The sequence below is a fragment of the Streptomyces sp. NPDC019443 genome (genome assembly GCF_044389785.1).
In the GTDB taxonomy this organism is placed as follows: Bacteria; Actinomycetota; Actinomycetes; order Streptomycetales; family Streptomycetaceae; genus Streptomyces.
Genome location: NZ_JBIRYJ010000002.1, coordinates 596,046 through 621,129 on the forward strand (window position 1 = coordinate 596,046; position 25,084 = coordinate 621,129).

The window sequence follows — 25,084 nt, forward strand, 5'->3', positions numbered from 1 at the left end:
GGGACCTGACTCATGGGAGCCCAGCTCCGGGTCTACAAGCGTCGCATCAAATCCGTCACCGCGACCAAGAAGATCACCAAGGCGATGGAGATGATCGCCGCCTCGCGCATCGTCAAGGCGCAGCGCCAGGTGGCGGCCTCCACTCCGTACGCGACCGAGCTCACCCGCGCGGTGACCGCGGTGGCGACGGGGTCGAACACCAAGCACGCCCTCACCACCGAGGTGGACGCTCCGGTCCGCGCCGCGATCCTGCTCATCACGAGCGACCGCGGCCTGGCCGGCGGCTACTCGGCCAACGCCATCAAGGCGGCGGAGCAGCTCACCGAGCGGCTCCGCGGCGAGGGCAAGGAGGTCGACACGTACATCGTCGGCCGCAAGGGTGTCTCGTACTACGGCTTCCGTGAGCGCAAGGTCACGGAGTCGTGGACCGGCTTCACCGACAACCCGACCTACGCCGACGCCAAGAAGGTCGCAGGACCGCTGATCGCGGCCGTCCAGCAGGACACGGCCGAGGGCGGCGTGGACGAGCTCCACATCGTCTTCACCGAGTTCGTCTCGATGCTGACGCAGACGCCGGTGCAGAACCGGCTGCTGCCGCTCAGCCTCGAGAAGGCCGCGGAAGAGTCCCGCACCAAGGGCGAGATCCTTCCGCTGTTCGACTTCGAGCCGTCGGCGGAGGACGTCCTCGACGCCCTGCTGCCGCGCTACGTCGAGAGCCGGATCTACAACGCGCTGCTCCAGGCCGCTGCTTCCAAGCACGCTGCCACCCGCCGCGCGATGAAGTCGGCGACCGACAACGCCGGGGACCTCATCAAGAGCCTCTCCCGGCTTGCCAACGCGGCCCGCCAGGCCGAAATCACCCAGGAAATCAGCGAGATCGTCGGTGGCGCCAGCGCCCTGGCCGACGCGACCGCGGGGAGTGACAAGTAATGACGACGACAGTTGAGACGGCCGCCGCCACGGGCCGCGTCGCCCGGGTGATCGGCCCGGTCGTCGACGTGGAGTTCCCCGTCGACGCGATGCCGGAGATCTACAACGCGCTGACGGTCCAGGTCGCTGACCCGGCCGAGGACGGCAAGCTCAAGACGCTGACCCTCGAAGTCGCCCAGCACCTGGGTGAAGGCCTGGTCCGTGCGATCTCGATGCAGCCCACCGACGGTCTGGTCCGCCAGGCCACGGTGACCGACACCGGCAACGGCATCACCGTTCCCGTCGGGGACGTCACCAAGGGCAAGGTGTTCAACACGCTCGGTGAGGTGCTGAACGCCTCCGGAGCCGACGCCGAGGTGACCGAGCGCTGGCCGATCCACCGCAAGGCACCGGCCTTCGACCAGCTCGAGTCCAAGACCGAGATGTTCGAGACCGGCGTCAAGGTCATCGACCTTCTCACCCCGTACGTCAAGGGTGGAAAGATCGGTCTGTTCGGTGGTGCCGGTGTCGGCAAGACCGTTCTGATCCAGGAAATGATCTACCGCGTCGCCAACCTGCACGAGGGTGTGTCGGTGTTCGCGGGCGTCGGTGAGCGTACCCGTGAGGGCAACGACCTCATCGAGGAGATGACCGAGTCCGGCGTCATCGACAAGACGGCGCTTGTCTTCGGTCAGATGGACGAGCCCCCGGGCACCCGTCTGCGCGTCGCCCTGTCCGCTCTGACCATGGCGGAGTACTTCCGCGATGTGCAGAAGCAGGACGTGCTGCTCTTCATCGACAACATCTTCCGGTTCACCCAGGCCGGCTCCGAGGTGTCCACCCTGCTCGGCCGTATGCCGTCCGCGGTGGGTTACCAGCCGAACCTGGCCGACGAGATGGGCATCCTGCAGGAGCGCATCACCTCGACGCGTGGTCACTCGATCACCTCGATGCAGGCGATCTACGTCCCCGCGGACGACCTGACCGACCCGGCCCCGGCCACCACCTTCGCCCACCTCGACGCGACGACGGTTCTGTCCCGTCCGATCTCCGAGAAGGGCATCTACCCGGCCGTGGACCCGCTGGACTCCACGTCCCGGATCCTGGACCCGCGCTACATCGCGCAGGACCACTACGACGCCGCCACGCGCGTCAAGGGAATCCTGCAGAAGTACAAGGACCTCCAGGACATCATTGCGATCCTCGGTATCGACGAGCTGGGCGAGGAGGACAAGCTTGTTGTCCACCGTGCCCGTCGCGTCGAGCGCTTCCTGTCGCAGAACACTCACGTCGCCAAGCAGTTCACCGGCGTGGACGGTTCGGACGTGCCGCTCGAGGAGTCGATCGCCGCGTTCAACTCGATCTGCGACGGTGAGTACGACCACTTCCCCGAGCAGGCGTTCTTCATGTGCGGTGGCATTGAGGACCTCAAGGCCAACGCCAAGGAGCTCGGCGTCTCCTGAGTCTGCTGACTCGTGAAGGGGGGCGGGTGCGTCCTGCCCCCCTTCGTACGCCTACTAGAATTGACCCAACACCCGGCAGTTGTGCCGGGTGGTGACCCGAGGAGCCACCCTTGGCTGCTGAGCTGCATGTCGAGCTGGTCGCCGCGGACCGCAGTGTCTGGTCCGGCGAGGCCACCCTGGTCGTCGCGCGCACCACGTCCGGCGACATCGGCGTCATGCCCGGTCACCAGCCGCTGCTCGGTGTGCTGGAGTCGGGCCCGGTGACCATCCGTACGAGCGAGGGCGGGACCGTCGTCGCCGCTGTGCACGGCGGTTTCATCTCGTTCGCCGACAACAAGCTGTCCCTGCTGGCGGAGATCGCCGAGCTGGCGGACGAGATCGATGCCCAGCGCGCGGAGCGTGCGCTGGAGCGCGCCAAGTCGGACGACGACGACGCCGCCGAGCGGCGCGCCGATGTCCGGCTGCGTGCGGTGGCGGTGCACTGAGCACCCCGCTGACATTCCCTTCGGGGGTCTGGGGGTCGCTCCCCGGACAGACTCAGTCTCAGCCGCGGCCCGGGCTGGATTTCTCCAGACCGTGCCGCGGCTGAGGCAATGCAGGTGCACGTGGGATTGCGTGTGCGACTAGGACGAAAACGATGCGAGGAGGTCGGTGGAGATGTTCCTCGCTCTGCTTGTGAGCGGCCTGGTTGTCGTCACACTGGTCGCGGTCGGGCTGTTTGTCTTCGGACTGCGACGGCGGCTGATCCAGCGCTCTGGCGGCACCTTCGACTGCAGTCTGCGCTGGAATGTCCCGGAGGAGACCGACCTCTCCGGCAAGGGCTGGGTGTATGGCGTCGCCCGCTACAGCGGTGACCGGATCATGTGGTTCCGGGTCTTCTCGTACGCCCCCCGCCCGCGGCGTGTCCTGGAGCGCTCGGCGATCGAGGTCATCGCGCGCCGCACTCCCGAGGGCGAGGAGGAGCTGGCGCTGCTCTCCGACGCGGTGGTGCTGGGCTGTCTGCACCGGGGGACACGGCTGGAGCTGGCGATGAGCGAGGACGCGCTGACCGGCTTCCTCGCCTGGCTGGAGGCGGCGCCGCCCGGCCAGAGAGTCAATGTCGCCTAGACGCAAGACGCAAGACGCAAGACGCACAGCGAAGCCCCGGGAGTCAGGCTCTCCCGGGGCTTCGCCGTCCGTACGGCTACTGCAGACCGCTGCTGATCGCGTTCGCCAGTTCGCCGTTGCTGGTGTCGCCGCTGAACTCCCAGAAGAACGCGCCCTTGAGGCCCTGGCTCTTCACGTAGTTCATCTTCCCGCTGACGGTGGCCGGGGTGTCATAGCTCCACCACTGCGTGCCGCAGTGTGCGTAGGCGGTCCCGGCGACGGTGCCGGTGGCGGGGCACTTGGTCTTGAGCTCCTTGTAGTCGTCGATGCCCTGCTCGTACTTTCCGGGGGCCGGTCCCGTGGCCGAGCCGCCGGGCGCCGCCTGGGTGACGCCGGTCCAGCCGCGGCCGTAGAAGCCGATGCCCAGGTTCAGCTTGCTGCCCGCGATCCCCTTGCCCTTGAGCTTCTGGATCGCCGCGTCGGAGTTGAAGCCCTGCTGCGGGATGCCGGAGTACGAGGTGAGAGGGGAGTGCGGGGCGGTCGGGCCCTGTGCGGCCCAGGCGCCGAAGAAGTCGTACGTCATCACGTTGTAGAAGTCCACGTACTGGGCGGCGCCGGCGTAGTCGGCCGCGTCGATCTTGCCGCCGGAGGACGCGTCCGCGGTGATGGCCGCGGTGACGAGCTTGCTGCCGAACTTGGCGCGCATCGCCTGCATCATGTTCTTGAAGGACGCGGCGCCGCTGGTGTCGCAGGACAGACCGCAGGCGTTCGGGTACTCCCAGTCCAGGTCGATGCCGTCGAAGAGCCCGGCCCAGCGTGGGTCGTTGACCAGGTCGTAGCAGGACTGGGCGAAGGCCGTCGGGTTCGCCGCGGCCTGGCCGAAGCCGCCGGACCAGGTCCAGCCGCCGAACGACCACAGCACCTTGATGTTCGGGTACTGCGCCTTGAGCTTCTTCAGCTGGTTGAAGTTTCCGCGCAGCGGCTGGTCCCAGGTGTCGGCGACGCCGTCGACGCTCTGGTCGGCGGTGTACGACTTCTCGTACGCCGGGAAGGCCTCGCCGACTGTGCACTTACCGCCTTGGACGTTGCCGAAGGCGTAGTTGATGTGCGTGATCTTCGAGGCGGAGCCGCTGGTGACCAGATTCTTGACGTGGTAGTTGCGGTCGTAGACGCCCCACTCGGTGAAGTAGCCGAGCTTGACCTTGCTGCCCGGGTCGGGGTTGGTGCCGCCGGTGGTGCGCACCGCGCGGGCGCCGCTGACCGGTCCTGTCTGGTCGGCGGTGTCACGGGCCTGGACGGCGTACGAGTAGTCGGTACCGGCGGTCAGCCCGGTGTTCGTGTACGTCGTGCCGGTCACCGTCGCGATCTTGGCGCCGTCACGCAGTACGTCGTAGTTCTTGATGCCCTTGTCGTCGGTGGCGGCGGTCCAGGTCAGCTTCACCGAGGTGTTGGTGATGTCGGACGCGCTCGGGGTGCCGGGGGCGGACGGCGGGTTGTCGCCGGGGACGCTGCCGCCGTCGCAGGAGGCGCCGTTGAGCTTGCAGCCGGAGGGGGCGCCGGAGCCGGTGCCGTTGAAGCCGAAGGAGACGGATGCACCCGCGGCGAGAGTGCCGTTGTACGACTTGTTCTTGGCGGTCCAGTGGGTGCCGGAGCTGGTGACGTCCGCGTCCCAGGCGGAGGTGACCGCGGTGCCCGAGGGGAAGTCCCACTCGACGGTCCAGGAACTGAGCGATGTGGTGCCGGTGTTCTTCACCGTCCACTTGCCTTCGAAGCCGGTGCCCCAGTCGGAGACCTTGGTGTAGGTGGCGGTCGCCGAGGGGGCGGCCTCGGCGGGGGAGGCGAGGCCGACCATGGCGGCCAGGGGGAGGAGCAGCGCGGTCAGTCCCGCGACGGCTCTGGATCTGAGTCTGAATCTGGTGCTGTGCAGTGGGGGTTGCGTGTTCACGGGTACTCCTCGAGGAGGTCCGGACGATCGGGGTGGTCCGTGCACTGCGCACCCTGCGTGGCTCACCGCAGCGTGTGTTTGCGGTGAGACTAGGAAGGTCTGGACCAATCGTCAATAGGTCCAGACCAAAGGCGTGAGAGGTGGGGAAGGGGAGGGGAGCTAGATGCCCAACTCCTGTGCCAGAACCGCCGCTTGGACCCGGCTGCGCATCTCCAGCTTGCCCAGCAGCCGGCTCACATGGGTCTTCACCGTCGCCTCCGCCATGTCGAGGTGTCCCGCGATCTCTGCGTTCGACATGCCCTTGCCGAGACACGACAGCACCTCGCGCTCGCGCCGGGTCAGCACATCGAGGATCGCGGAGTCGGGCGCGTCCGGGGACCGCGGGGGAGACGGCGCAGCGAACTCCGCGATCAGCCGACGGGTCACAGCAGGCGCGATCAGCCCCTCGCCGCGCGCCACCGTGCGCACCGCCTCCAGCAGATCCTTGGCGTCGGTGTTCTTCAGCAGGAAGCCCGCGGCCCCCGCCCGCAGCGCCCCGAAGACGTACTCGTCCAGATCGAACGTGGTCAGTACGAGTACGTCGGCAAGCTGTTCGGCGGCGACCTGCCCGGTCGCCGACACCCCGTCGAGCCGCGGCATCTGAACATCCATCAGCACCAGGTCCGGGCGCAGCTCGCGGGCCAGCCGCACGGCTTCCTCGCCGTCCGCCGCCTCGCCGGCCACCTCGATGTCCGGCGCGCTGCCCAGAATGAGGACCAGACCCGCGCGTACGGCACTCTGGTCCTCCGCGACCAGTACCCGGATCGTCATGCCTTCCCGTTCCCTTCCTCGACGGGCAGCTCCACCCGTACCTGCCAGATCTTGCGGCCGCCGCCATCGGTCACCGGTCCCGACTCGAACTGCCCGTCCAGCAGCGCCACGCGCTCGCGCATGCCGACCAGACCGGCCCCCGAGCCAGGGGCGCGCGGCCCGCGCCGGTCGCCGTACGGGCTGGTGATCCGTACCGTCAGCGTCCGCTCGTCCTGCGCCAGGGCCACCGTGATCCGGCCCGGCGACGCGTGCTTGAGGGCGTTGGTCAGCGACTCCTGGATGATGCGGTACGCAGCGAGCTCGACCGGCGCGGGCAGCGCCAGGCCCGCCTCGCGGGTGTCGTCGAGCGTGCATTCCAGGCCGCTGGCGGCGCCGTTCGTCCGTGACTGATCGAGGAGCGCGTCGACACCGGCGAGTGTCGGCGCGGCCGCGGGCTCCGCGTCGCCCCCGCTGTCCCGCAGCAGCCCGATCAGCCGGCGCATCTCGGCGAGCCCGTCGACGCTGTTCTCGCGGATGACGCCGAGCGCCTCGCGGGAGGTCCTCGGGTCGTCGAGGGAGAGCGCGGCCGTGGAGTGGATCGCGATCGCCGAGAGATGTCCCGCGACCAGGTCGTGCAGCTCTCGGGCCATCCGGGCGCGCTCGGCGGTGACCGCCTGGGTGCGGTCGACCTCGGCGAGCAGCGCGGTCTGCTCGGCGCGCAGCTGGGCGGCTTCGGCGGCGTCGCGATGGGTGCGTACGCACACGCCGGTCCAGGCCGGGACCACCGTCAGTACGGCGAAGAGGAGGCCGGGCAGAATGGCCTGCGCATCCTGGTAGATGACCAGTGCGGTGACCGTGACGGCTGCGGTGGCCACCATGGACACGGCGGGGATACGGCGTGCGGCCGCGGGTGTGCCGTACAGAACGGCCGCGTAGACCAGATCCGTGAACATCGCGATGGTGGCGACATTCCCGACGGTGAACTGGTCGGCCAGCATCGTCAGACAGCCGAGCGCCAGCGAGGTGTTCGGCATCGTCCGGCGCAGCAGCTCCGCTCCGCTCATCACGGCCAGCGGCACCAGCGCGAGCGAGCGCGGTTCGAAGCCCTGGTCGCTATGGGTGTCCAGCCCCAGCGACCACAGCAGCAGGCCGCCGAGAAATCCGGCCACGGCGATGAGCAGGTCGTCGCGGTGCGGGCGCGGGAAAGCGGTCACGGACCCATCAAACACGGCGGGCGGCGCGCGGGCCTCCACGTCCAGGGTGAAGGCCCGCCACATCCGGCTACATCGAAGGATGCAGTGCCACTTCGTCACTGGCGACGACGATCGGCGGCCGAGCGGACGGGAGGCTGGAATCCAGAACGAAGGGAGAGTGCTGTGATCGTCACGCTGATCGTGATCTGCGAGGTCGGCTTCTGGGTGCTGCTGGTCGCCGGACTGGCCTTGCGCTACCTGGCGAAGATGCCGCGTCTCGGGGCGGCCGTCCTGCTCTGCGAGCCGCTGCTGGAGGTCATCCTGCTGGCCGTGACGGCGATCGACGTCAAGAACGGCGCAGAGCCGGACTGGAAGCACGGGCTCGCCGCCGTCTACATCGGCTTCACCGTGGCGCTGGGACACCACACGATCAAGTGGGTCGACGCGAAGTTCGCGCACCGCTTCGCGGGCGGCCCGCGGCCTGTCAAGCCGCCGAAATACGGCGCGGCCCGCACGGTCCACGAGTGGAAGACGGCCATCCGCTGGATCACCGCCGCGGTGATCGCCATGGGCCTGCTGCAGGCCGCGATCTGGTACGTCGGCGGCGACGGCGACATCGGCTCGCTGCGCAGCTGGCAGGAGACGATGCTCTTCGTCATCGGCATCAACGTGATCATCGCGGGGAGCTACACGCTCTTCCCGAAACAGGCCCCGAAGTCCAAGCGCGAGCCCGTGCGCACTGAGCGTTAGCGCTCGCCGCCCGGCACCCAGAGCACGTCTCCGACCTCCTTGTTGGCCGTACGGGCCAGGATGAACAGGAGGTCGGAGAGGCGGTTGAGATACGTCGCGGTGAGCGGATTCATGATCTCCCCGTGCACCTCGAGCGCCGCCCACGTCGAGCGCTCCGCGCGCCGTACGACCGTGCAGGACTGGTGCAGCAGCGCCGCGCCCGGTGTACCGCCGGGCAGGATGAAGCTGCGGAGCTTCTCCAGCTCCTCGTTGAAGCGGTCACAGTCCGCCTCCAGCTTGTCGATGTAGAACTGCTCGACCCGCAGCGGCGGATACTCCGGGTTCTCGACGACCGGGGTGGCGAGGTCCGCACCCACGTCGAACAGGTCGTTCTGGACGCGGACGAGGACCTTCACGACCTCCTGCGGGAGCTGCCCGAGGGCGATGGCCGTGCCGATGACGGCATTGGCCTCATTGGCATCGGCGTACGCCGCGATCCGCAGATCGGTCTTGGCCGTGCGGCTCATGTCGCCGAGGGCTGTCGTGCCCTGGTCGCCGGTGCGGGTGTAGATGCGCGTCAGATTGACCATGCACCCAGCCTAGGTTCTGTCCGTCGATCAGGCCGGATCAGGGAGCGCGGGGTGATCGGCGCGCGAGGTGGGGGAGAAGGTGCTCAAGTAGGCGGTATGTGACCCTTGATGGGCCGTGCTGGTGTGATGTCCGTCATCTGAGACGTGACGCGCATCTCTTCACCGCCACACGGTCGCTCACGAGCGCTAACCTCCGCCGGAGAGGCGAAATGTAAACAGGTGTTAAGGGGTGCCGCAGTGGCCAGGAAGCTCGCCGTCATCGGGGCCGGACTCATGGGGTCCGGTATCGCGCAGGTCTCGGCCCAGGCGGGCTGGGAAGTCGTGCTGCGCGATGTCACCGACGCGGCGCTGACCCGCGGCACGGACGGCATCAAGGCCTCATACGACAAGTTCGTCTCCAAGGGCAAGCTCGAAGCGGCCGATGCCGAGGCGGCATTGGCGCGCATCACCACCACCACCGACCTGGACGCCGCCGCCGACGCGGACATCGTCGTCGAGGCGGTCTTCGAGAAGCTCGAGGTCAAGCACGAGATCTTCCGTACGCTCGACAAGCTCGTACGGGACGACGCAGTCCTCGCCTCCAACACCTCCGCCATCCCGATCACGAAGATCGCGGCGGCGACGGAGCGTCCGGACCGCGTCGTCGGTGCGCACTTCTTCTCGCCCGTCCCGATGATGCAGCTGTGCGAGCTGGTACGCGGCTACAAGACGAGCGACGAAACCCTCGCCACCACGCGGGAGTTCGCCGAGTCCGTCGGCAAGACCTGCATCGTCGTCAACCGCGATGTCGCCGGTTTTGTCACCACCCGCCTCATTTCGGCGCTGGTCGTCGAGGCCGCCAAGCTCTACGAATCGGGCGTAGCGTCCGCCGAGGACATCGACATCGCCTGCAAGCTGGGCTTCGGCCACGCCATGGGGCCGCTCGCCACCGCCGACCTGACGGGCGTGGACATCCTGCTGCATGCCACGAGCAACATCTACACCGAGTCCCAGGACGAGAAGTTCGCGCCGCCGGAGCTGATGCGCCGGATGGTGGACGCGGGTGACATCGGTCGCAAGAGCGGGCAGGGCTTCTACAAGCACTGACCGTCATTGACCGGTTTGGTATCACCCTCTGGGGTGAATTCGGTATCGGTTCGCTTACAGACGGCAACTTCCTCGCCCACGCGGCAGTCAGTTGTTGCAAGACAGAAGAGACAGACACAGGGCACTGAAGCACTCACGGGGAGCGCATATGCACATCAGGGGCGACCACGCCGAGCTGGTCGTCGGGGGCCGCCTCGACGTCCGCAGCGCGGCGGACGCCCGTACGGTCCTGCACTCGGCAGTCGACGACGGAGTCGGCGACCTCGTGCTCGACCTGACCGACCTCGATTCCTGGGATGCCACCGGGCTCGGGGTCATCATGGGCGCGCACCGGCGGGCCGGCCGGTGCGGTCGCCGGCTGGTGCTGCGCGGTGTGCCGCCACAGATGCAGAGACTGCTCGTCGCCACCCGGCTGCACCGCATTCTCGCCATCGAAGGCGGCCTCGCGGCCGAATCGCTCCCTCGGGTCTGAACCGTACGACGCTCGCAATCCTCACGAGACTGTGACGTCACGGGCGGGGTGGCACCCCGGCCGTTCGTAGATACTGAGCGAACGTCTAGGGTTCGGTCGCCTGCCGAATTGACGGACCCGTGTGACAGGCACAGAGCATCCTGGGGGGCTTGGACCATGGACAACGACAGCTTCGGCGAGGGCGCGGGACAGGCGCGGCCCCCGCGCGACGCAGGCACGCCCGACTTCGGACAGTCCACGCCGGCGCTCGCCCGTACCGTCGAGCTCGTCGCGGGCGACTTCCTGCTCACGGTCAACCCCGTCGACGGCAGCGAGATAGAGCCCTGCCCGCCCGGCGGCCCCTCCCAGGTCGATGGCCATGAGGGAGAACAGCCCGCGCGGCCTGCCCGGTACAGCGCCGAGGAGCGCACCGAGCGGCAGCGCGCTGCGCAGCCGCCCGTGCCGGCGGGCCCGCCCGCGCCGCGGCTCCCGCTGCTCGAGCGCGACGAGGAGCGCGAGCGGCTGGTACGGCTGCTGGGCCGCGGTCGCTCGGTGCGGCTCACAGGACCCGCGGGATCCGGGCGCAGCACCCTGCTCGACATCGTCGCCGAAGACTGCGCGAACCTCGCACCCGACGGAGTCGTACGCCTCAGCGGCTACCACCGCACCCCCACCGAGCTGCTGTACGAGCTCTTCGCCGTCGTCCACAGCGCGCCGCGGCACCGGCCCGACCGGGCGGGGCTGCTCGAGCATGTGAGGGACATCGGCGCGATCGTCGTACTCGACGACCTGGAGTTCGGCGGCGCTGCCCTCGGCGAGCTGCTGGACGCCGCGCCCGAGTGCGCCTTCCTGGTCGCCGCCACACCCGACATCGCGGCGCCCGCCGCCGACTCGCACCTCGAAGAGGTCTTCCTCGCGGGCCTCGGCCGCAGCGCCTCGCTGGAACTGCTGCAGCGCACCGTGGAGCGGCCGCTCACCGAGGACGAGGCGAACTGGGCGGGTGACCTCTGGTTCGAGTCCGAGGGCCTGCCGCTGCGCTTCGTACAGGCAGGCGCGCTGCTGCGGCAGGCCGACAGCCGGCGTCCCGACCCGGAGGACTCCGACGGGTTCGGCGTTTTCGACGCGGTCGACGGTGTCGAGGTCCCGCTGCCGACGCTGGGCGAGGGGGCCGCGCCGGCGGCGCTGCTCGCCTCCCGGCTCAGCGAGTCCGCCCGCGACACCCTGCGCTTCGCCGTCGCGCTCGGCGGTGAAGTCCCGCACCAGGCGCATCTGCCGGCCCTCGTCGGTGACACGCACGCGGACGCCGCGCTCGGCGAGCTGATGAACTGCGGGCTGCTCTCCCCGGTCGGCCCCCGCTACCGGCTGGCGGCCGGCGTGATCGCGCAGCTGACGGAGAAGGGTTACGCCGACGACGCGGCCGCTCACGCCCACACCGCCGCCCAGCACTACGCCTGGTGGGCCGGACATCCCTCCGTCACCCCCGAGCGGGCGGTGGCCGAGGCGGACGCCGTCCTCGCCGCGCTGACCGCGCTGGTTCCGGGGCAGGAGGCCGGACACCCCAGCGCGGCCGTACTGCTGGCCCGCAGCGCCGCACCCGCCTTCGCAGCGGGGCTGCACTGGAGCGCCTGGGAGCGGGCCCTGCGGATCGGCTCCGAAGCGGCCCGGATATCGGGTGAAGTGGCCGAAGAGGCGTATTTCCACCATGAGTTGGGCGTACTGGCGCTCTGCACCGGCAGCCTGGAGCGTGCGCGCGCCGAGCTGGAGGCCTCGATCGGCATGCGCGGGGCGCTCGCCGACAAGCGCGGCACCGTCGCGGGACGCAGGGCGCTGGCACTCGTCGCGGACCGCGCGGGCGGCCTCGTACTCGGCGGACGCACCCCGGCGGGCGAGGAGGTGCCGGCCGCGCGCTACGAGGTGTCGGCGTCGCCGCCCGGAGGCGTAGCGGCCGCCGTGCTGCCGCTGGGGGCCTCGGGGAAGTCGAAGCCGCAGGATGAGCCCGCCACGCTGGTGGCGCGGCCGAAGTCGCCCGCGGGCGGCGCGAAGCTGCGCGGCCCCCTCTCCATCATCGGTGGCGCACGCCGCAACCTGGTCGCCGCGGGCGCGGGCGCGCTGCTGGCCGCGGTGCTCGGCACGGTGGTGACGCTCGGAGCGACCTCGGACCAGCAGGACCCGCCCGGCGGCAAGGTCAGGAACGGTCAGTCCGCGAACGAGGACGACGCGGACAACGGCCTGGACGCGGACGAGCCGACCTACGGCTCGACCCGTCGGCCGGGCGGCCCCGCGGACCCGACGGGGGCGGTGACGCCGGGCTCCAGCTCATCGGCGAGTGAATCGTCGAAGCCGGGGGGTGAGCCGTCGCCGAGTTCGTCGAAGCCGGGCAGCAAGCCGACGTCGTCAGGCAGGCCCCCGACGAATCCGGTGACCAAACCGCCGACGACCCCGCCGACGAAGCCTCCGACGACTCCGCCCTCTACGCCGCCGCCCACCACGCCGCCGCCCACGTCGACCAGCCCGTCACCGTCGGCGTCGACCGCGCCCGAAGGGTCAACCTCCGCCAGCGCTCCTATCACAACCAGCAGCGCCCCCGCGTCCTCCGCGAGCTCCAGCAGCTCGCCCGTCATCTGACGGCCACGAGAACGCAGTACGGCCCCGAGCGGCATCGCCGCCCGGGGCCGTCTCCGTACCCGTATCAGTACTGTTCTCAGAACAGCCTGAGCTTGTCGTCCTCGATGCCCCGCAGCGCGTCGTAGTCCAGCACCACACACCCGATCCCGCGGTCCGTCGCCAGCACACGCGCCTGCGGTTTGATCTCCTGCGCCGCGAACAGGCCCTTCACCGGCGCCAGATGGGGGTCGCGGTTCAGCAGCTCCAGATAGCGCGTGAGCTGCTCGACCCCGTCGATCTCACCGCGCCGCTTGATCTCCACGGCCACCGTCGCGCCGTCGGAGTCCCGGCACAGGATGTCCACCGGGCCGATGGCCGTGGGGTATTCGCGCCGGATCAGGCTGTATCCCTCGCCCAGCGTCTCGATGCGGTCGGCGAGCAGCTCCTGGAGGTGCGCCTCCACGCCGTCCTTGATCAGGCCGGGGTCCACGCCCAGTTCGTGCGAGGAGTCGTGGAGGATTTCCTCCATCGTGATGATCAGTTTCTCGCCCGCTTTGTTGATGACGGTCCAGACGCTGTCGTCACCCTCTTTGAGTGTGCAGGGAGGAGACATCCAGTTCAGTGGTTTGTACGCCCTGTCGTCCGCGTGGATGGAGACGCTGCCGTCTGCCTTGACCAGGATCAGACGGGGAGCGGAGGGCAGGTGGGCGGTGAGCCGGCCCGCGTAGTCGACGGAGCAGCGGGCGATGACAAGACGCATGGTCGGCAACGCTACTCGACACACACCGCTGCGCGCGATTCGCCCCGGAAGCCCCGTTCGTAATTGGCCGGTTGTGTTCCCAATCTCCTGGTGCGCTCCGGACAGCGCACTTAACGTGGAAGCAGGAGGTCGTCGGTCGTGCACTCTGAGTCGTCATGCGTCGTTCGTATGCCGTCGTCGCCCGTCATCCTCCTTCCCTGCCCGTAAGACCCCGTTCACCGGGGTCGCGAGAGGAGAACCCATGTCGCTCGACGTCTCACCGGCGCTGTTGGAACAGGCCGAGCGAGGCGAGGTCGACGAAGATGCCTTCGTCGACTGCGTCCGGACCTCCCTGCCCTTCGCATGGGAGATGATCAGTTCTCTGGTGGCTCAGCTGAAGGTGGACGGCGGGGACTTCGCCGACAACCAGACGCCTCCGCCGGACGAGCAGGCACGTGGTCAGCTGCTGCGCGCGCTCGCGAGTGACGCGATTCGCGGGGCGCTCCAGCGGCACTTCGGGGTGCGTCTGGCATTCCAGAACTGCCACCGCGTCGCGGTGTTCCCGCTGGACTCTTCGGTGGATGAGCGGCTCGCCCGCTTTACTTCCGTGCGAGCCCAGTTGCTCAACCAGTCGCCCGAACTGCGCGACTGCTGAAGTCTTTTGCTGCCGCTCCACACCGCGGGAGGTGCAACTGGTGTCGGAGCGGCAGCACCTCCGGTACGGCCCGGGTCGCAACGATCGGGGGCTCAACTCAGCAGCGGCAGGACCTCTGTGCCGAGGCGCCGCACATTCTCCTCGGTGGCCGCGAGATCGCCCGAGCCCTCGGCGAGCAGCGCGAAGCGTGTGATGCCGGTACGTTCCGCGGTGGCCGCGATGCGGTCCGCGGCGAGCCGCGGCGGGCCCACCGGGTGCATCTCGCAGAGCAGTTCTGTGTACGCCACGGGGTCCCGCATCGCGCGGCGCCGCCCGTCGACCGTCACATGGGCGTCCAGGCCCCGCTTGAGCCAGCCCGGCATCGCCTTCAGCAGCGTCTCGGAGGCATCGGCCCTGCGTTCCGCGATCTGGGCCACGCCGGCCGACACATGCCCGGCGTGCGCGACCTCCTCGGGCGGGCGGCCCGCGGCGAGCGCGTCCGTACGCCACCGGGCGACCATCTCCGCCTTCTCCTCGTCGTCGCAGTGCATCCCGAGCAGCATCGGCAGCCCGCGCTCGGCGGCGAGCTTCACGCTCGTCGGGGACGTACACGCGACGATCACCTCGGGGCCCTCGGGGGGACCGCCGATCAGCTCGTCCGGCCTTGGCACGACAGGGACTTCACGGAAGGTGAACCGTTCGCCCCGGGTGGCGACGCGGGGTTCGCGCAGCCAGCGCAGCAACAGGTCCAGGGACTCCGGAAAGTCCTTCTCGTACGCATCGAGGCCCGTGCCGAAGACCTCCAGATCGACCCAGGGGCCGCCCCGCCCCACGCCGAGGGAGAACCGCCCTCCGCTTGTGAGATGCAGCAGCGCCGTCTGCTCACCCAGCGAGACGGGATGGGCGTTCGGCAGCACGCTCACGGCTGTGCCCACCCGGAGCCGCCGGGTGCGGCCGAGCAGCAGCGCGGCGAGTGTCACGGCCGACGGGCACACGCCGTACGGTACAAAATGGTGCTCGGCGAGCCAGACCGAATCCAGCCCGGACTCCTCCGCGACCTCGGCGGACCGCACCGCACGGTGCAGCGCCTCCCCCTGCCCCTGGCCCGGGAATTGGGCCGCCAGTACGAAAGTTCCCACGCGCATCGCCTATTGCCTCCTTGCGGCCGACGCGTCACTCCCCCTACCGGCAACAACGTCTGACACGTGCCAAAGGCACGGCCATTCGTGAAGTTGTTGCGATTTTCCGGTAACTGGCCCCTATGGGTGCCACGGTCTCACGCTGTGCGGTACGTGTACCCCGGACTGCGGCCCGTAGGCTGGATGAGAACTGTCCGGACTTGCCCCGTGAGGTGTCACGTGTCCCCGCGCCGCAACCGCCCCCGAGGCGGCGAGAAGCCCACCGAGCAGCCCGGCGAGCCGGGCGACAGGTACGGCGGCTTCGGCCGGAGCGAGTCCTGGCAGGGTGAGGAGTGGTTGGTCCGCCATGTCGCCGGCGCAAGTGCCGCCGGCAAGCGGTACCGCTGCCCCGGCTGCGACCAGGAGATCCCCTCGGGCGTCCCGCATGTGGTGGCCTGGCCGGAGCACGGCGGTGGCATCGATGAACGGCGGCACTGGCACAAGGCGTGCTGGAACGCGAAGGACCGCCGCACCACGCGGGTGCAGCGGTCCCGTAACGCGCCGAAGTACTGAGGCTTCAGGAGCCTCGCGTGCCTTTAGACGTCGCGCGCCTTGAGCGAGGCGTACGCGCCGGCCAGTGCCGCCGCCGTCACGCCCAGCATGATCCACAGCGGGTCCCAGCCGGCCGGACCCGACTCGGTGACGGCGGTGTCGTACAGCACGCCGATCTGGTTGGGGATCGAGTACTCGAAAAGCGCCTGCTGCAGATCCCGCAGCGACTCCGAGAACATGAACATGGCCAGCACCAGCGGCAGCAGCACGACGCCGATCATGACCGTGATCGCGCCCGCCGAGTGGCGGATCAGGGTGCCGACGGCGAGCGAGAGCAGGCCGAGGGTCGCGACGTAGAGGGCGATGCCGATCGTCGCGCGGAACCAGTCTTCGCCGGTGGACGAGCCCTGGTCCACGATCGCGGTCTGCAGGGCGCCCACGATCGCGGTGATCACCGTGGTGAGGATGAAGACGAGCAGGAAGAAGACGATCGCCTTGGCGGTCAGCACGCGGGCGCGGCTGGGGCAGGCGGTCAGCGTGGTCCTGATCATCCCCGTGCCGTACTCGGAGGCGATGGTCAGCACGCCCAGCGTGATCACGCAGATGGAGCCGAGCAGTACGCCGAAGAAGCCGAGGGAGAGGACCGACTGATCCTGGAGATCGGCGTCCGCGGCGGAGACGGCGACCGCGGAGAGCGCGCCGATGCCGACCATCAGCACGATCATGACGCCGAGCGTCCACATCGTGGAGCGTACGGAACGGATCTTGGTCCACTCGGAGGCGAGGGCGTCGCCGAGGTGGGCGTCGCGCACCGGGATCGGCGAGGAGTACACGGTGCCGGGCGCGCCCTGCTGCTGGTAGGGCGCTTGCTGCTGGTAGGGGGTGGTCATCGGGCGTCCTCGGGCTTGGTCAGGTCGGCGGGGCCGGCGGAGGCCGGGGGAACGGGCGGAGCGCCGGCGGGCGCGACAGGAGCCGCGCCGGCGTACGGGTTCTGGCCGGGCTGGGGCGGCGGCGGGGCGTACCAGCCCTGCTGCGGCACCTCGGGGATCTGCTGCTGCGGCGGGAGGTAGCCCATCGGCGGCTGCTGCATCAGGCCCGACTTCTGGTCGGCGGTCGAGCGGTAGTCGACCGCGCCCTGTGTCATCCGCATGTAGGCCTCCTCCAGCGAGGCCTGGTGCGGCGACAGCTCCCACAGCCGGACGTCGGCGGAGTGCGCCAGATCGCTGATCTGCGGCAGCGGCAGCCCGGTGACCCGCAGTGCGCCGTCCGGCTCCGGCATGACCTGACCGCCGGCCTCGGTGAGCGCGGCGGACAGCTTCTCGCGCTGCTGCGGCTCGGTCTGCGGCGTACGCACCCGGGCGAAGTCCGCGGAGTTGTGCGAGATGAAGTCCTTGACACTCATGTCCGAGAGCAGCTGGCCACGGCCGATCACGATCAAGTGGTCGGCGGTGAGCGCCATTTCGCTCATCAGGTGCGAGGAGACGAAGACCGTACGGCCTTCGGCGGCAAGCTGCTTCATCAGATTGCGGACCCAGAGGATGCCTTCCGGGTCCAGGCCGTTGACCGGCTCGTCGAAGAGCAGCACCTGCGGGTCGCCGAGGAGCGCCGCCGCGATACCGAGCCGCTGCCCCATACCGAGCGAGAAGCCCTTGGAGCGCTTCTTGGCGACTTCCTGAAGCCCGACGACACCGAGCACCTCGTCGACCCGGCGGGCCGGGATACCGGAGAGCTGCGCCAGCGAAAGCAGGTGATTGCGCGCGCTGCGGCCACCGTGCACCGCCTTGGCGTCGAGCAGGGCACCGACCTGCCGGGGCGCGTTCGGCAGCTGCCGGAAGGGGCGGCCGCCGATGGTCACATGACCCTCGGTCGCCTGGTCGAGCCCGAGGATCATCCGCATCGTCGTCGACTTGCCGGCGCCGTTGGGGCCGAGGAACCCGGTGACGGCGCCGGGCCGTACCTGGAAGGAAAGGTTGTACACGGCCGTCTTCGCGCCATAGCGCTTCGTCAGGCCGACTGCCTCGATCATTCTCCAGCCCCATCGACATTCGGGTCGTCGGGGCCCAGGCCGTCCGGCCGTACGCCCCCGTAAGAGTTAGGAGGATATCCGGGCCTTGACGGTTCCGGCCAAGCCGTAACGCTACGGTTTCGGCCGCGCCGAGTCGCCGCCGCCCTCTAGGCGTCGCGCTTCTTGAGCACCAGATAGCCGCCGAGCAACGCCACCGCCACCCAGATCACCATGATCCCGAGCCCGCCCCACGGCCCGTACGGCGCCTTGTCGCCGCCCATCGCGTCCGGAACCACCTGCATGATCTTGGATCCTGCCTGGTCGGGGAAGTAGCGCGCGACCGTCTTCGCCTTCGGTACGGACACGAGGATCTGCGAGACCAGGAAGAAGAACGGCATCAGGATGCCGAGCGAGAGCGTCGAGCTGCGCAGCATCGTCGCCACGCCCATCGAGAACAGCGCAATCAGGCCCATGTACAGGCCGCCGCCGACCACCGCGCGCAGGACGTTGTCCGCGCCGATCGTCGTACGGTGCTCGCCCAGCAGTGCCTGGCCGAGGAAGAAGGCGAGAAGGCTGGTCGCCATCCCGACGACCAGCGCCAGCACCGTGGCCACCGCGATCTTGCTGAAGATGAAGGTGGCGCGCTGGGGTACGGCGGCGAGCGAGGTACGGATCATGCCCGAGCTGTACTCCGTGCCCACCACCAGCACCCCGAAGACCACCATCGCCAGCTGACCCAGGATCATCCCGGAGAAGCTGATGAGGGTCGGGTCGAAGGTGAGCTGCTCCTGAGGCGACAGATCGTCGAACGTCGACTTCAGCAGCGCGCTGAGCGCCGCGCCCATCGCGACGGTGACGACCAACGCGCTCACCAGCGTCCAGGTGGTCGAGGAAACGGTACGGATCTTGGTCCACTCGGACTGGAGAACAGCGGGTACCGAGGCCATGGGTCAGGCTCCCTTGCTGCTCTGGTAGCTCTGGCCCCACTGGGGACCCGGTGGGGGTGCCGACGGCGGCGCCGCCTCACCCGTCGAATGCGCGTGGTACTCCACCGCTCCCGCCGTCATCTGCATGAACGCCTCCTCCAGCGAGGCGCGCTGCGCGCTCAGTTCATGCAGGACGAGCTGGTGCCGGGCGGCCAGCTCACCGATCGCCTCGGTGGTGGCGCCGTCGATCTCCAGCGTTCCGTTGCCCGACTCGACCGCCGTGAAGCCCGATTCGTGCAGCACATCGCGCAGGCGCTCCGGCTGCGGGGAGCGCAGCCGTACATAACTCCGGGAGTTCTCGTGGATGAAATCGGCCATCGAGGTATCGGCCAGAAGCCGCCCCTGTCCGATAACGATCAAGTGGTCGGCGGTGAGCGCCATTTCACTCATCAGATGCGAGGAGACGAAGATCGTGCGTCCTTCCGATGCAAGAGTCTTCATCAAATTGCGGATCCAGTGAATTCCTTCGGGATCAAGACCGTTGACCGGCTCGTCGAACATCAGGATCTCCGGATCGCCCAGCAGAGCCGACGCGATGCCCAGCCGCTGTCCCATACCGAGCGAGAAGCCCTTGGGCTTCCTCCTCGCCACCGCCGTCAGCCCGACGACGTCCAGGACCTCGGCGACCCGCGAGGCGGGGATGCGGTTCGACTGGGCGAGACAGAGCAGGTTGTTGTACGCGCTCCGCCCGCCGTGCATCGCCTTCGCGTCCAGCAGCGCGCCGATGTACTTCAGTGGCTCCTCGAGATCGCGGTAGTGCTTGCCGTCGATCCGCACCGTTCCGCTGGTCGGGTTGTCGAGATCGAGCATCATCCGCATCGTCGTGGACTTGCCCGCGCCGTTGGGGCCGAGGAAGCCGGTCACCACACCCGGCCTGACCTGAAACGAGAGATGGTCGACCGCGGTGGTGGTGCCGAAGCGCTTCGTCAGGCCCTCGAGCTCGATCATGCGGCCACGCTAAGTGCGCGCAAAGCCCCCCGCCACTGGAGTGACAGGGGGCTTGACGCATTCTTGACTTACGCGACGGACCCCGCGAAAGGGGACATACTCAGCGGGTCTGCTGAGCCGGGACGCCGCGGGAGATCGGCTCGTCGTCGGCGGGGGTACCGGCCGCGGCCACCGCCGCACCGGTCAGCGTGGCCAGCATCTCGCGGACGTTGGTCAGCTGCGCGTTGATCGAGTCGCGACGGTTGGTGAGCGCCGCCAGCTCGCGCTCCGATTCACTGCGGATCCGGTCGGCCTTGGCGTTCGCGTCAGCCACGATGTCCTCGGCCTGGCGCTGCGCGGTCTCCACCGTCTGACGGGCCCGGCGCTCCGCGTCCGTACGCAGCTTTTCGGCCTCCAGGCGCAGCTGCTCGGCGCGGTGCTCGATCTCCGCCAGGCGCTTCTCCGCCTTCGCCTGACGCGAAGCCAGGTCCCGCTCGGACTGCTCGCGGCGCTTGGCGAGGTTCGTCTCGAAGTCCGCGGCGGCCTGGGCGGCCTTGGCGCGGGTCTCCTCGAAGAGCGCGTCGGCCTCCTCGCGCTTGGACTGCGCGTCCTTCTGTGCCTCGCTGCGCAGCGTAGAGGCTTCGCCCTTCGCCTTCTCGACGATACGGACGCCCTCGTCCTCGGCCTTCGCCTTGCGCTCGGCCGCGAACGACTCGGCGTCGTTGCGCACCTGCTGGGCGGCGGACTCGGCGAGCTCACGGTGCTGCTCGGCCGCGCGACGGGCCTCCTCGCGCAGGTCCTTCGCCTCCTCCTCGGCGAGGCGGAGGATCTTCTCGACGCGTGCACCGAGACCGGCGTACGACGGCTCCGCGTCGCTGACCTGGGCCTGGGCGTTCTGCGTCTCGAGGTGGAGTTCCTCGATGCGCTTTTCCAGAGAGGTGATTCGGGCCAGAGCACTATCACGGTCGGCGACGAGTTTGGTAATGCGGTCGTCCACCTGACCGCGGTCGTAACCACGCCGCACGAGCTCGAAGCCGAAGGGGGAGGAAGTGTCGCTCATGGGGTTCCTGTCGAATGAGACCGGTGAGGTGATAGGGGGAATCCTAGGGGCCGAAGCGGCGTGTCATCGAGCGGATGACCGTTTGATCTGGAGAATGTCCAGCCTTTTGAGTGGCTAGCCGTCGGACGACTTGCCACTCGAACGTGTAACCCCTGCTGTCGCGCCCGCTCTGACGGCACCTGCGGCGGAGCCGCTGGTGGATGCAGCCTTGGTGCCCCCTGACGGAGCCTCGAATGACTCCAACGCTTCAAGCACGTCCTGGACACGGGAAATCTCCGCCTGAATGTCCTCGCGCCGGCGCACGAGCACATCGAGCTCGCGCCGGCCCTCGGTGACCAGCCGCTCGGCCTCGGCCTCGGCCTCCGCCTTGACCCGCTCGGCCTCGCGGACCAGCTCGGCCTTCTTCTGCTCGGCCTCCTTGAGGAGCCCCTCCGCCTTGCGCACCGCGGCGATGCGGACCTTACTGGCCTCCGAATTGGCATCGGACACCAGCTCCTTGGCCTTCGCCTCGGCCTCTGCCCGCTGTTCCTCGGCGGTCTTCACCAGATGATCGACGCGCTCGCCGGCCGTCTTCATCTGCTCGGCCGTCTCCCGGCGGGCGCGCTCGTGCAGCTCCTCGATCTCGCCTTCGACACGGGTACGCAGCTCCTCGCCGCGCTCCCTTATGGCGGTGGCGTCCCGGCGCGCGCCGACCAGCAGCTCGTCCGCGTCCGTGCGGGCCTTCTCCACCAGGGAGTTGCCCTCCACGGTCGCCTCGGAGACCAGCCGCTCGGCCTCGTTGCGGGCCGCGCCGACCATGGTGTCGGCCTGCTCCTCGGCCTCGGTGGCCGCGCGCAGCGCCTCCTCCTGGGCCTTGTTGATGAGCTGGTCGGCCTGCTCGGCGGCGTCCGCACGACGCTTGGCCGCCGCCTCGCGCGCCTCGTCGAGCGCACGGTCGGCCTCTTCGCGGGCCCTCGCAAGCATCTGCTCGGCCGCCGCTTCCGCGTCCGCCTTGACATTCTGGGCCTCGGACTTGATGCGCTCGGCGGCCTGCTGGGCAGAGCCCACCATCTCCGCCGCCTCGGCGCGCAGCCTCTCGGCCTCGCCGCTCGCCTCGGAGATCAGCTGGTCGGCCTGGGCCGCGGCATCGGCACGGCGCTTGTCGGCGGCCTGGCGCGCCTCGTCCAGGATCTGCTCGCCGTCCGCGCGGATCGCGGCGTGCAGCCGCTCGGCCTCGGCCTCGGCCTCCGCCTTGACCTGCTCGGCGCCGGACAGCGCCTCGGCCGCCTCCCTGCGCAGCCGCTCGCTCTCGCTCGACGCCTCGCCGATCAGCCGGTCGGCCTGGGAGGCGGCGTCCGAGCGGATACGGTTGGCGTCCTCGCGGGCCTCGGCACGGGCGCGCGAAGCGTCCTGCTCGGCGGAGGCGAGCGCGTCCGTCGCTTCCGTACGCATCCGCTGCGCGTACTCGGCGGTGTCGGCGCGCAGCCGGTCCGACTCGGTGATCGCCTCCCCGACGGTCCGCTCCGCGAGCGCATTGGCCGCGTCGGTCTCCTCCTGGGCCCTGGCCCGCAGCCGGCTCGCGTCCTCCGCCGCCCGCTCCCGCTCGGCATACGCGTCGGCGCGGACCCGGTCCGCCTCTTCCTGCGCCTCGGTCCTGGTGCGGTCGGCAGCGTGCTCGGCGGCCGAGCGCAGCCCGGCGATCTCCTGCTCGGCCTGCTCCTGGAGGCCATTGACCGAGTCCCGTACCTGCTGGGCGGTCTGCTCGGCGGCGGAAACCATTTCGGTGGCGCGGCGGTCGGCCTCCTCGACCAGCCGCTGTGCCTCGGTCTGCGCCTCCTCGACCCGCTTGCGGGCGGAGGCCAGCAGCTCCTCGCTCTGCTCGCGGGCCAGCTCGCGTTCCTGATCCGCCTCGCCACGCGCGGAGTCGAGGATCTCCTCGGCCTCCCGGCGGCGGCGGTTCGCCTCCTCCTGCGCGGCGGCCAGCGCCTCGGCGGCCTCGGTGCCCACGCGTTCGGCGGCGGCCGCCGCTTCCGCGCGCAGCCGGTCGGCGCTGTCCTGCGCCTCGTTCTTGAGCCGCTCCGCCTCGTTGGCCGCGTCGCTGCGCAGCCGCACCGCGACGTTCTCCGCCTCGGCGCGGGTGGTCGCCGCGTCCGACGCCGCCTCGCTACGCAGTCGCTCGGCCTCGTGCTCGGCCTGCGCCTGGAGCGTACGGATCCGCTCGGCGGCCTCGGCGCGCTGCCGCTCGGTCTCCTCGGCGGCCTCGCGGCGGATCCGCTCGGCCTCGCCGCGGGAGTCGGCGAGGTTCTGCTCGGCGGCGGCGAGGCGGGACTCGGCCTCGGTGTGCAGCCGGGTCAGCTCCTCGGCGGCCTCGGCCTGGCGTGCCGTGATGCCGCGCTCGGCCTCCTCGCGCAGTACGGCCGCAGCCCGCTCGGCCGCGGACTTGACGCTCTCCGCCTGCTCCTCGGCATCCGCGCGCAGCCGCTCGGCCTCGGCGCGGGTGCGCTCCAGGGTCTCCTCGGCCTGCTTGCGCAGGGTGGTGGCTCGCTCGATCGCCTCGGTGCGGACCCGCTCGCTGTCGCTGCTCGCCGTGGCGCGCATCTCGTCGGCGTCGGCCCGCGCCTTCGTGAGCAGCTCCTCGGCGGTACTGGCCGCCTCCTCGATCTGCTGGACGGCCTCCCGGCGGGCCTCGCCGCGGATCCGCTCACCCTCGGCGACCGCCTCGGCGCGCAGCTGCTCGGCCTCGCCGCGCAGCCGGCGCGCCTCCTCCTGCAGCTCGACGGTCTTGGCGCGGTACTCCTTGGTGTCGTCCTTGGCCGCGCCCTTGAGCTGATCGGCCTGCTCGGCGGCCTCGCCGCGCAGCCGGTCCGCCTCCGCCTCCGCCTCGCGGCGGATCCGCTCGGCCTCCTCGCTCGCCGCGCGCGTGGTGGCCTGGGCGTCGTCGGAGGCCTTGGTCAGGACCTCCTCGGCGGTACGGGCCGCCTTGGCGAGCTGCGCCGCGGAGTCCTCCGCGGCGACCGTACGGGCCTTCTCCCCCGCGGCCGCGACCAGCTTCTCGGCCTCGGCCCGGGCGTCGGCGACCGCCTGCTCGGCCTCCGCCTTGAGCGCCTCGGACTCCTTGGTGGCCTCGCTGACCAGCCGGGCGATCTCCGCCTTGGCGGTACGGGTGCGCTGTTCATTGACCGACTCGGCGGACGCCAGCTGCTTGGCCGCCGACTCCTTGGCCTCGGTCAGGAGCTTCTCGGACTCCGCGCGGGCCTCGCGCAGCTTCTCCTCGGCCTCCTGGATCCGCTGCTCGGCGGTGCGGCTCAACTCGGCGGCCTGCTGTCGGGCCTGGTCCGACTCTGCGGTGGTGGAGGAGCGCAGCTGCTCGGCGTGGCTGGTGGCCTCCTCCGCCTGGTTGGAGGCGGCGTTCAGCAGGCGTTCGGCGTCCTTGCGGGCGCGCAGCAGGATCGCCTCGGCCCCGGCCCGGGCGGACTCCGCCTCGGAGCCGAGCCGCTGACGGGCCTCTTCGGCGACCCTGGCGGCCTCCGCGCGGGCGGCGGCCAGGGACTGCTCGGCCTCGGCGCGGGACTCGTCGAGGAGCCGGCGGGCCTGTGCCTCGGTGCGGGCACGCAGTTGCTCGGCCCAGGCGACGTTCTCGTTGACGTGCGTCTCGACCGTCTGGCGGCGCTCGGCCAGCTCCTGGTCCAGGCGCTGGCGGCGCTGGACCGCCTCGGAGTGCAGCTCGGCCTGGAGGCGGGCCTGGTGCTCGGCGTGCTCCTGGAGGATGCGCTGGGTCTGTGCGCGGACCTCACGCAGCTCGCGCTCGGCGTCGGAGCGCAGCTGGTCGGCCTGGATCTGGGCGTTACGGAGCAGCTGTTCGGCCTGGTAGCCGATGTCGGCGCTGTCGTAGGCAGGACGGGAGGCGAGGTTGCGGCGCGCCTCGTGGAGCTTGGCGCGCAAGACCTCGACCTGGTAACCGAGGTCCTCGGCGTGCTGGACGGCCTTCTCTCGCTCGGTCTTCAGCCGGTCCATCTCGGCTTCGAACCGCGAGAGGTGGTCGTCGTCAGCTCGGTGGCTCTCCTGGCGTTCGTAGCCCCGCACTGCGCGGTCCCATCCGTCCCCTGGTCGCAACTTTCTCCGTACGAGCACCGTTCGCCGGCGAACGGTCCCCCGGGGAATGGTGACAGATCCAACGGAGGGGACGCGGCGCGGCCCCGACCCGGCCCCGGCCCGGAATCGCCCACTCTACCGGGCCGG

22 protein-coding genes are annotated in these 25,084 nt (G+C 69.9%); 10 read left to right on the top strand and 12 right to left on the bottom strand.

Features of this window, described 5'->3' with window-relative positions; translation table 11 throughout:
- Nucleotides 1-12: 12 nt before the first annotated feature.
- The 4 genes from ACH492_RS09040 (at nucleotide 13) to ACH492_RS09055 (ending at nucleotide 3,479) form a co-directional block, all read left to right on the top strand.
- On the top strand, nucleotides 13-930 hold the full coding sequence (locus ACH492_RS09040; protein ID WP_398984337.1) for a F0F1 ATP synthase subunit gamma: 918 nt from the start codon (nucleotides 13-15) through the stop codon (nucleotides 928-930).
- Nucleotides 930-2,372, top strand: a complete 1,443-nt coding sequence (gene atpD / locus ACH492_RS09045) for a F0F1 ATP synthase subunit beta (protein ID WP_398984339.1) — start codon at nucleotides 930-932, stop codon at nucleotides 2,370-2,372. Before ACH492_RS09040 ends, atpD begins: the two co-directional genes overlap by 1 nt.
- Before the next feature lie 110 nt (nucleotides 2,373-2,482).
- Entirely contained in the window at nucleotides 2,483-2,857 is a 375-nt protein-coding gene (locus ACH492_RS09050; protein WP_398984341.1) for a F0F1 ATP synthase subunit epsilon, read from the top strand.
- Nucleotides 2,858-3,029: 172 nt separating this feature from the next.
- On the top strand, nucleotides 3,030-3,479 hold the full coding sequence (locus tag ACH492_RS09055; protein ID WP_307661061.1) for a DUF2550 domain-containing protein: 450 nt from the start codon (nucleotides 3,030-3,032) through the stop codon (nucleotides 3,477-3,479).
- A 76-nt stretch (nucleotides 3,480-3,555) separates the two neighbouring features.
- On the opposite strand, the gene ACH492_RS09060 is transcribed toward ACH492_RS09055, so the two are convergent.
- The 3 genes from ACH492_RS09060 to ACH492_RS09070 all read right to left on the bottom strand — a co-directional run bounded on the left by ACH492_RS09060 (nucleotide 3,556) and on the right by ACH492_RS09070 (nucleotide 7,406).
- Nucleotides 3,556-5,403, bottom strand: coding sequence for a glycosyl hydrolase family 18 protein (locus ACH492_RS09060; protein ID WP_398984343.1), 1,848 nt, complete (start codon nucleotides 5,401-5,403; stop codon nucleotides 3,556-3,558).
- A 159-nt stretch (nucleotides 5,404-5,562) separates the two neighbouring features.
- A complete protein-coding gene (locus tag ACH492_RS09065) occupies nucleotides 5,563-6,213 on the bottom strand; it encodes a response regulator (protein WP_398984345.1) in 651 nt (216 codons plus the stop codon).
- A complete protein-coding gene (locus ACH492_RS09070) occupies nucleotides 6,210-7,406 on the bottom strand; it encodes a sensor histidine kinase (RefSeq protein WP_398984347.1) in 1,197 nt (398 codons plus the stop codon). Before ACH492_RS09070 ends, ACH492_RS09065 begins: the two co-directional genes overlap by 4 nt.
- A 162-nt stretch (nucleotides 7,407-7,568) precedes the next feature.
- Between ACH492_RS09070 and ACH492_RS09075 the strand changes: the two genes are divergently transcribed.
- Nucleotides 7,569-8,135: a hypothetical protein gene (locus tag ACH492_RS09075; protein ID WP_398984349.1), complete on the top strand. Its 567-nt coding sequence runs from the start codon at nucleotides 7,569-7,571 to the stop codon at nucleotides 8,133-8,135.
- Here ACH492_RS09075 and ACH492_RS09080 read toward each other — a convergent pair.
- The gene (locus ACH492_RS09080) at nucleotides 8,132-8,704 is read right to left on the bottom strand and encodes a cob(I)yrinic acid a,c-diamide adenosyltransferase (protein ID WP_356226137.1); all 573 of its coding nucleotides are present in this window, start codon (nucleotides 8,702-8,704) and stop codon (nucleotides 8,132-8,134) included. The two genes, ACH492_RS09075 and ACH492_RS09080, sit on opposite strands and share 4 nt — an antisense overlap.
- A 237-nt stretch (nucleotides 8,705-8,941) precedes the next feature.
- On the opposite strand from ACH492_RS09080, the gene ACH492_RS09085 reads away from it, so the two are divergent.
- The 3 genes from ACH492_RS09085 to ACH492_RS09095 all read left to right on the top strand — a co-directional run bounded on the left by ACH492_RS09085 (nucleotide 8,942) and on the right by ACH492_RS09095 (nucleotide 12,866).
- A complete protein-coding gene (locus ACH492_RS09085; protein WP_398984352.1) occupies nucleotides 8,942-9,790 on the top strand; it encodes a 3-hydroxyacyl-CoA dehydrogenase family protein in 849 nt (282 codons plus the stop codon).
- Nucleotides 9,791-9,938: 148 nt separating this feature from the next.
- Nucleotides 9,939-10,262, top strand: coding sequence for an STAS domain-containing protein (locus ACH492_RS09090; protein WP_100109176.1), 324 nt, complete (start codon nucleotides 9,939-9,941; stop codon nucleotides 10,260-10,262).
- Between the two features lie 156 nt (nucleotides 10,263-10,418).
- Nucleotides 10,419-12,866 carry an ATP-binding protein gene (locus ACH492_RS09095; RefSeq protein WP_398984354.1) on the top strand — a complete coding sequence of 816 codons (2,448 nt, stop codon included), beginning with the start codon at nucleotides 10,419-10,421 and terminating at the stop codon, nucleotides 12,864-12,866.
- A 76-nt stretch (nucleotides 12,867-12,942) separates the two neighbouring features.
- Here ACH492_RS09095 and nucS read toward each other — a convergent pair whose 3' ends face one another.
- Entirely contained in the window at nucleotides 12,943-13,605 is a 663-nt protein-coding gene (gene nucS / locus ACH492_RS09100; RefSeq protein ID WP_398984356.1) for an endonuclease NucS, read from the bottom strand.
- A gap of 241 nt (nucleotides 13,606-13,846) precedes the next feature.
- On the opposite strand from nucS, the gene ACH492_RS09105 reads away from it, so the two are divergent.
- Complete coding sequence (locus tag ACH492_RS09105) at nucleotides 13,847-14,239, top strand: SCO5389 family protein (protein ID WP_307661054.1); 393 nt, start codon at nucleotides 13,847-13,849, stop codon at nucleotides 14,237-14,239.
- 92 nt (nucleotides 14,240-14,331) lie between these two features.
- On the opposite strand, the gene ACH492_RS09110 is transcribed toward ACH492_RS09105, so the two are convergent.
- On the bottom strand, nucleotides 14,332-15,363 hold the full coding sequence (locus ACH492_RS09110) for an LLM class flavin-dependent oxidoreductase (RefSeq protein ID WP_398984358.1): 1,032 nt from the start codon (nucleotides 15,361-15,363) through the stop codon (nucleotides 14,332-14,334).
- A gap of 213 nt (nucleotides 15,364-15,576) precedes the next feature.
- Here ACH492_RS09110 and ACH492_RS09115 point away from each other — a divergent pair, with 213 nt between their 5' ends.
- On the top strand, nucleotides 15,577-15,909 hold the full coding sequence (locus ACH492_RS09115) for an ATP/GTP-binding protein (RefSeq protein WP_398984359.1): 333 nt from the start codon (nucleotides 15,577-15,579) through the stop codon (nucleotides 15,907-15,909).
- A 23-nt stretch (nucleotides 15,910-15,932) separates the two neighbouring features.
- Here the strand turns inward: ACH492_RS09115 and ACH492_RS09120 are convergent, their stop codons facing one another.
- The 6 genes from ACH492_RS09120 to scy all read right to left on the bottom strand — a co-directional run bounded on the left by ACH492_RS09120 (nucleotide 15,933) and on the right by scy (nucleotide 24,928).
- Nucleotides 15,933-16,778: an ABC transporter permease subunit gene (locus ACH492_RS09120; protein WP_398984361.1), complete on the bottom strand. Its 846-nt coding sequence runs from the start codon at nucleotides 16,776-16,778 to the stop codon at nucleotides 15,933-15,935.
- The gene (locus tag ACH492_RS09125; RefSeq protein WP_398984363.1) at nucleotides 16,775-17,914 is read right to left on the bottom strand and encodes an ABC transporter ATP-binding protein; all 1,140 of its coding nucleotides are present in this window, start codon (nucleotides 17,912-17,914) and stop codon (nucleotides 16,775-16,777) included. Before ACH492_RS09125 ends, ACH492_RS09120 begins: the two co-directional genes overlap by 4 nt.
- A gap of 146 nt (nucleotides 17,915-18,060) precedes the next feature.
- Complete coding sequence (locus ACH492_RS09130) at nucleotides 18,061-18,840, bottom strand: ABC transporter permease subunit (protein WP_398984365.1); 780 nt, start codon at nucleotides 18,838-18,840, stop codon at nucleotides 18,061-18,063.
- Between the two features lie 3 nt (nucleotides 18,841-18,843).
- Nucleotides 18,844-19,827, bottom strand: coding sequence for an ABC transporter ATP-binding protein (locus ACH492_RS09135; protein ID WP_398984367.1), 984 nt, complete (start codon nucleotides 19,825-19,827; stop codon nucleotides 18,844-18,846).
- A gap of 100 nt (nucleotides 19,828-19,927) precedes the next feature.
- Nucleotides 19,928-20,866: a cellulose-binding protein gene (locus ACH492_RS09140; protein ID WP_398984369.1), complete on the bottom strand. Its 939-nt coding sequence runs from the start codon at nucleotides 20,864-20,866 to the stop codon at nucleotides 19,928-19,930.
- A 114-nt stretch (nucleotides 20,867-20,980) separates the two neighbouring features.
- Nucleotides 20,981-24,928 carry a polarized growth protein Scy gene (gene scy / locus ACH492_RS09145; protein WP_398984371.1) on the bottom strand — a complete coding sequence of 1,316 codons (3,948 nt, stop codon included), beginning with the start codon at nucleotides 24,926-24,928 and terminating at the stop codon, nucleotides 20,981-20,983.
- Nucleotides 24,929-25,084 lie beyond the last annotated feature (156 nt).

Coding starts and splice junctions, on each gene's coding strand:
- ACH492_RS09040 (WP_398984337.1), top strand. CDS start 13: ATGGGAGCCCAGCTCCGGGTCTACAAGCGTCGCATCAAATCCGTCACC.
- ACH492_RS09140 (WP_398984369.1), bottom strand. CDS start 20,866: ATGAGCGACACTTCCTCCCCCTTCGGCTTCGAGCTCGTGCGGCGTGGT.
- ACH492_RS09105 (WP_307661054.1), top strand. CDS start 13,847: ATGTCGCTCGACGTCTCACCGGCGCTGTTGGAACAGGCCGAGCGAGGC.
- ACH492_RS09120 (WP_398984361.1), bottom strand. CDS start 16,778: ATGACCACCCCCTACCAGCAGCAAGCGCCCTACCAGCAGCAGGGCGCG.
- ACH492_RS09080 (WP_356226137.1), bottom strand. CDS start 8,704: ATGGTCAATCTGACGCGCATCTACACCCGCACCGGCGACCAGGGCACG.
- atpD (WP_398984339.1), top strand. CDS start 930: ATGACGACGACAGTTGAGACGGCCGCCGCCACGGGCCGCGTCGCCCGG.
- ACH492_RS09125 (WP_398984363.1), bottom strand. CDS start 17,914: ATGATCGAGGCAGTCGGCCTGACGAAGCGCTATGGCGCGAAGACGGCC.
- ACH492_RS09130 (WP_398984365.1), bottom strand. CDS start 18,840: ATGGCCTCGGTACCCGCTGTTCTCCAGTCCGAGTGGACCAAGATCCGT.
- ACH492_RS09135 (WP_398984367.1), bottom strand. CDS start 19,827: ATGATCGAGCTCGAGGGCCTGACGAAGCGCTTCGGCACCACCACCGCG.
- ACH492_RS09090 (WP_100109176.1), top strand. CDS start 9,939: ATGCACATCAGGGGCGACCACGCCGAGCTGGTCGTCGGGGGCCGCCTC.
- ACH492_RS09110 (WP_398984358.1), bottom strand. CDS start 15,363: ATGCGCGTGGGAACTTTCGTACTGGCGGCCCAATTCCCGGGCCAGGGG.
- ACH492_RS09095 (WP_398984354.1), top strand. CDS start 10,419: ATGGACAACGACAGCTTCGGCGAGGGCGCGGGACAGGCGCGGCCCCCG.
- nucS (WP_398984356.1), bottom strand. CDS start 13,605: ATGCGTCTTGTCATCGCCCGCTGCTCCGTCGACTACGCGGGCCGGCTC.
- ACH492_RS09065 (WP_398984345.1), bottom strand. CDS start 6,213: ATGACGATCCGGGTACTGGTCGCGGAGGACCAGAGTGCCGTACGCGCG.
- ACH492_RS09055 (WP_307661061.1), top strand. CDS start 3,030: ATGTTCCTCGCTCTGCTTGTGAGCGGCCTGGTTGTCGTCACACTGGTC.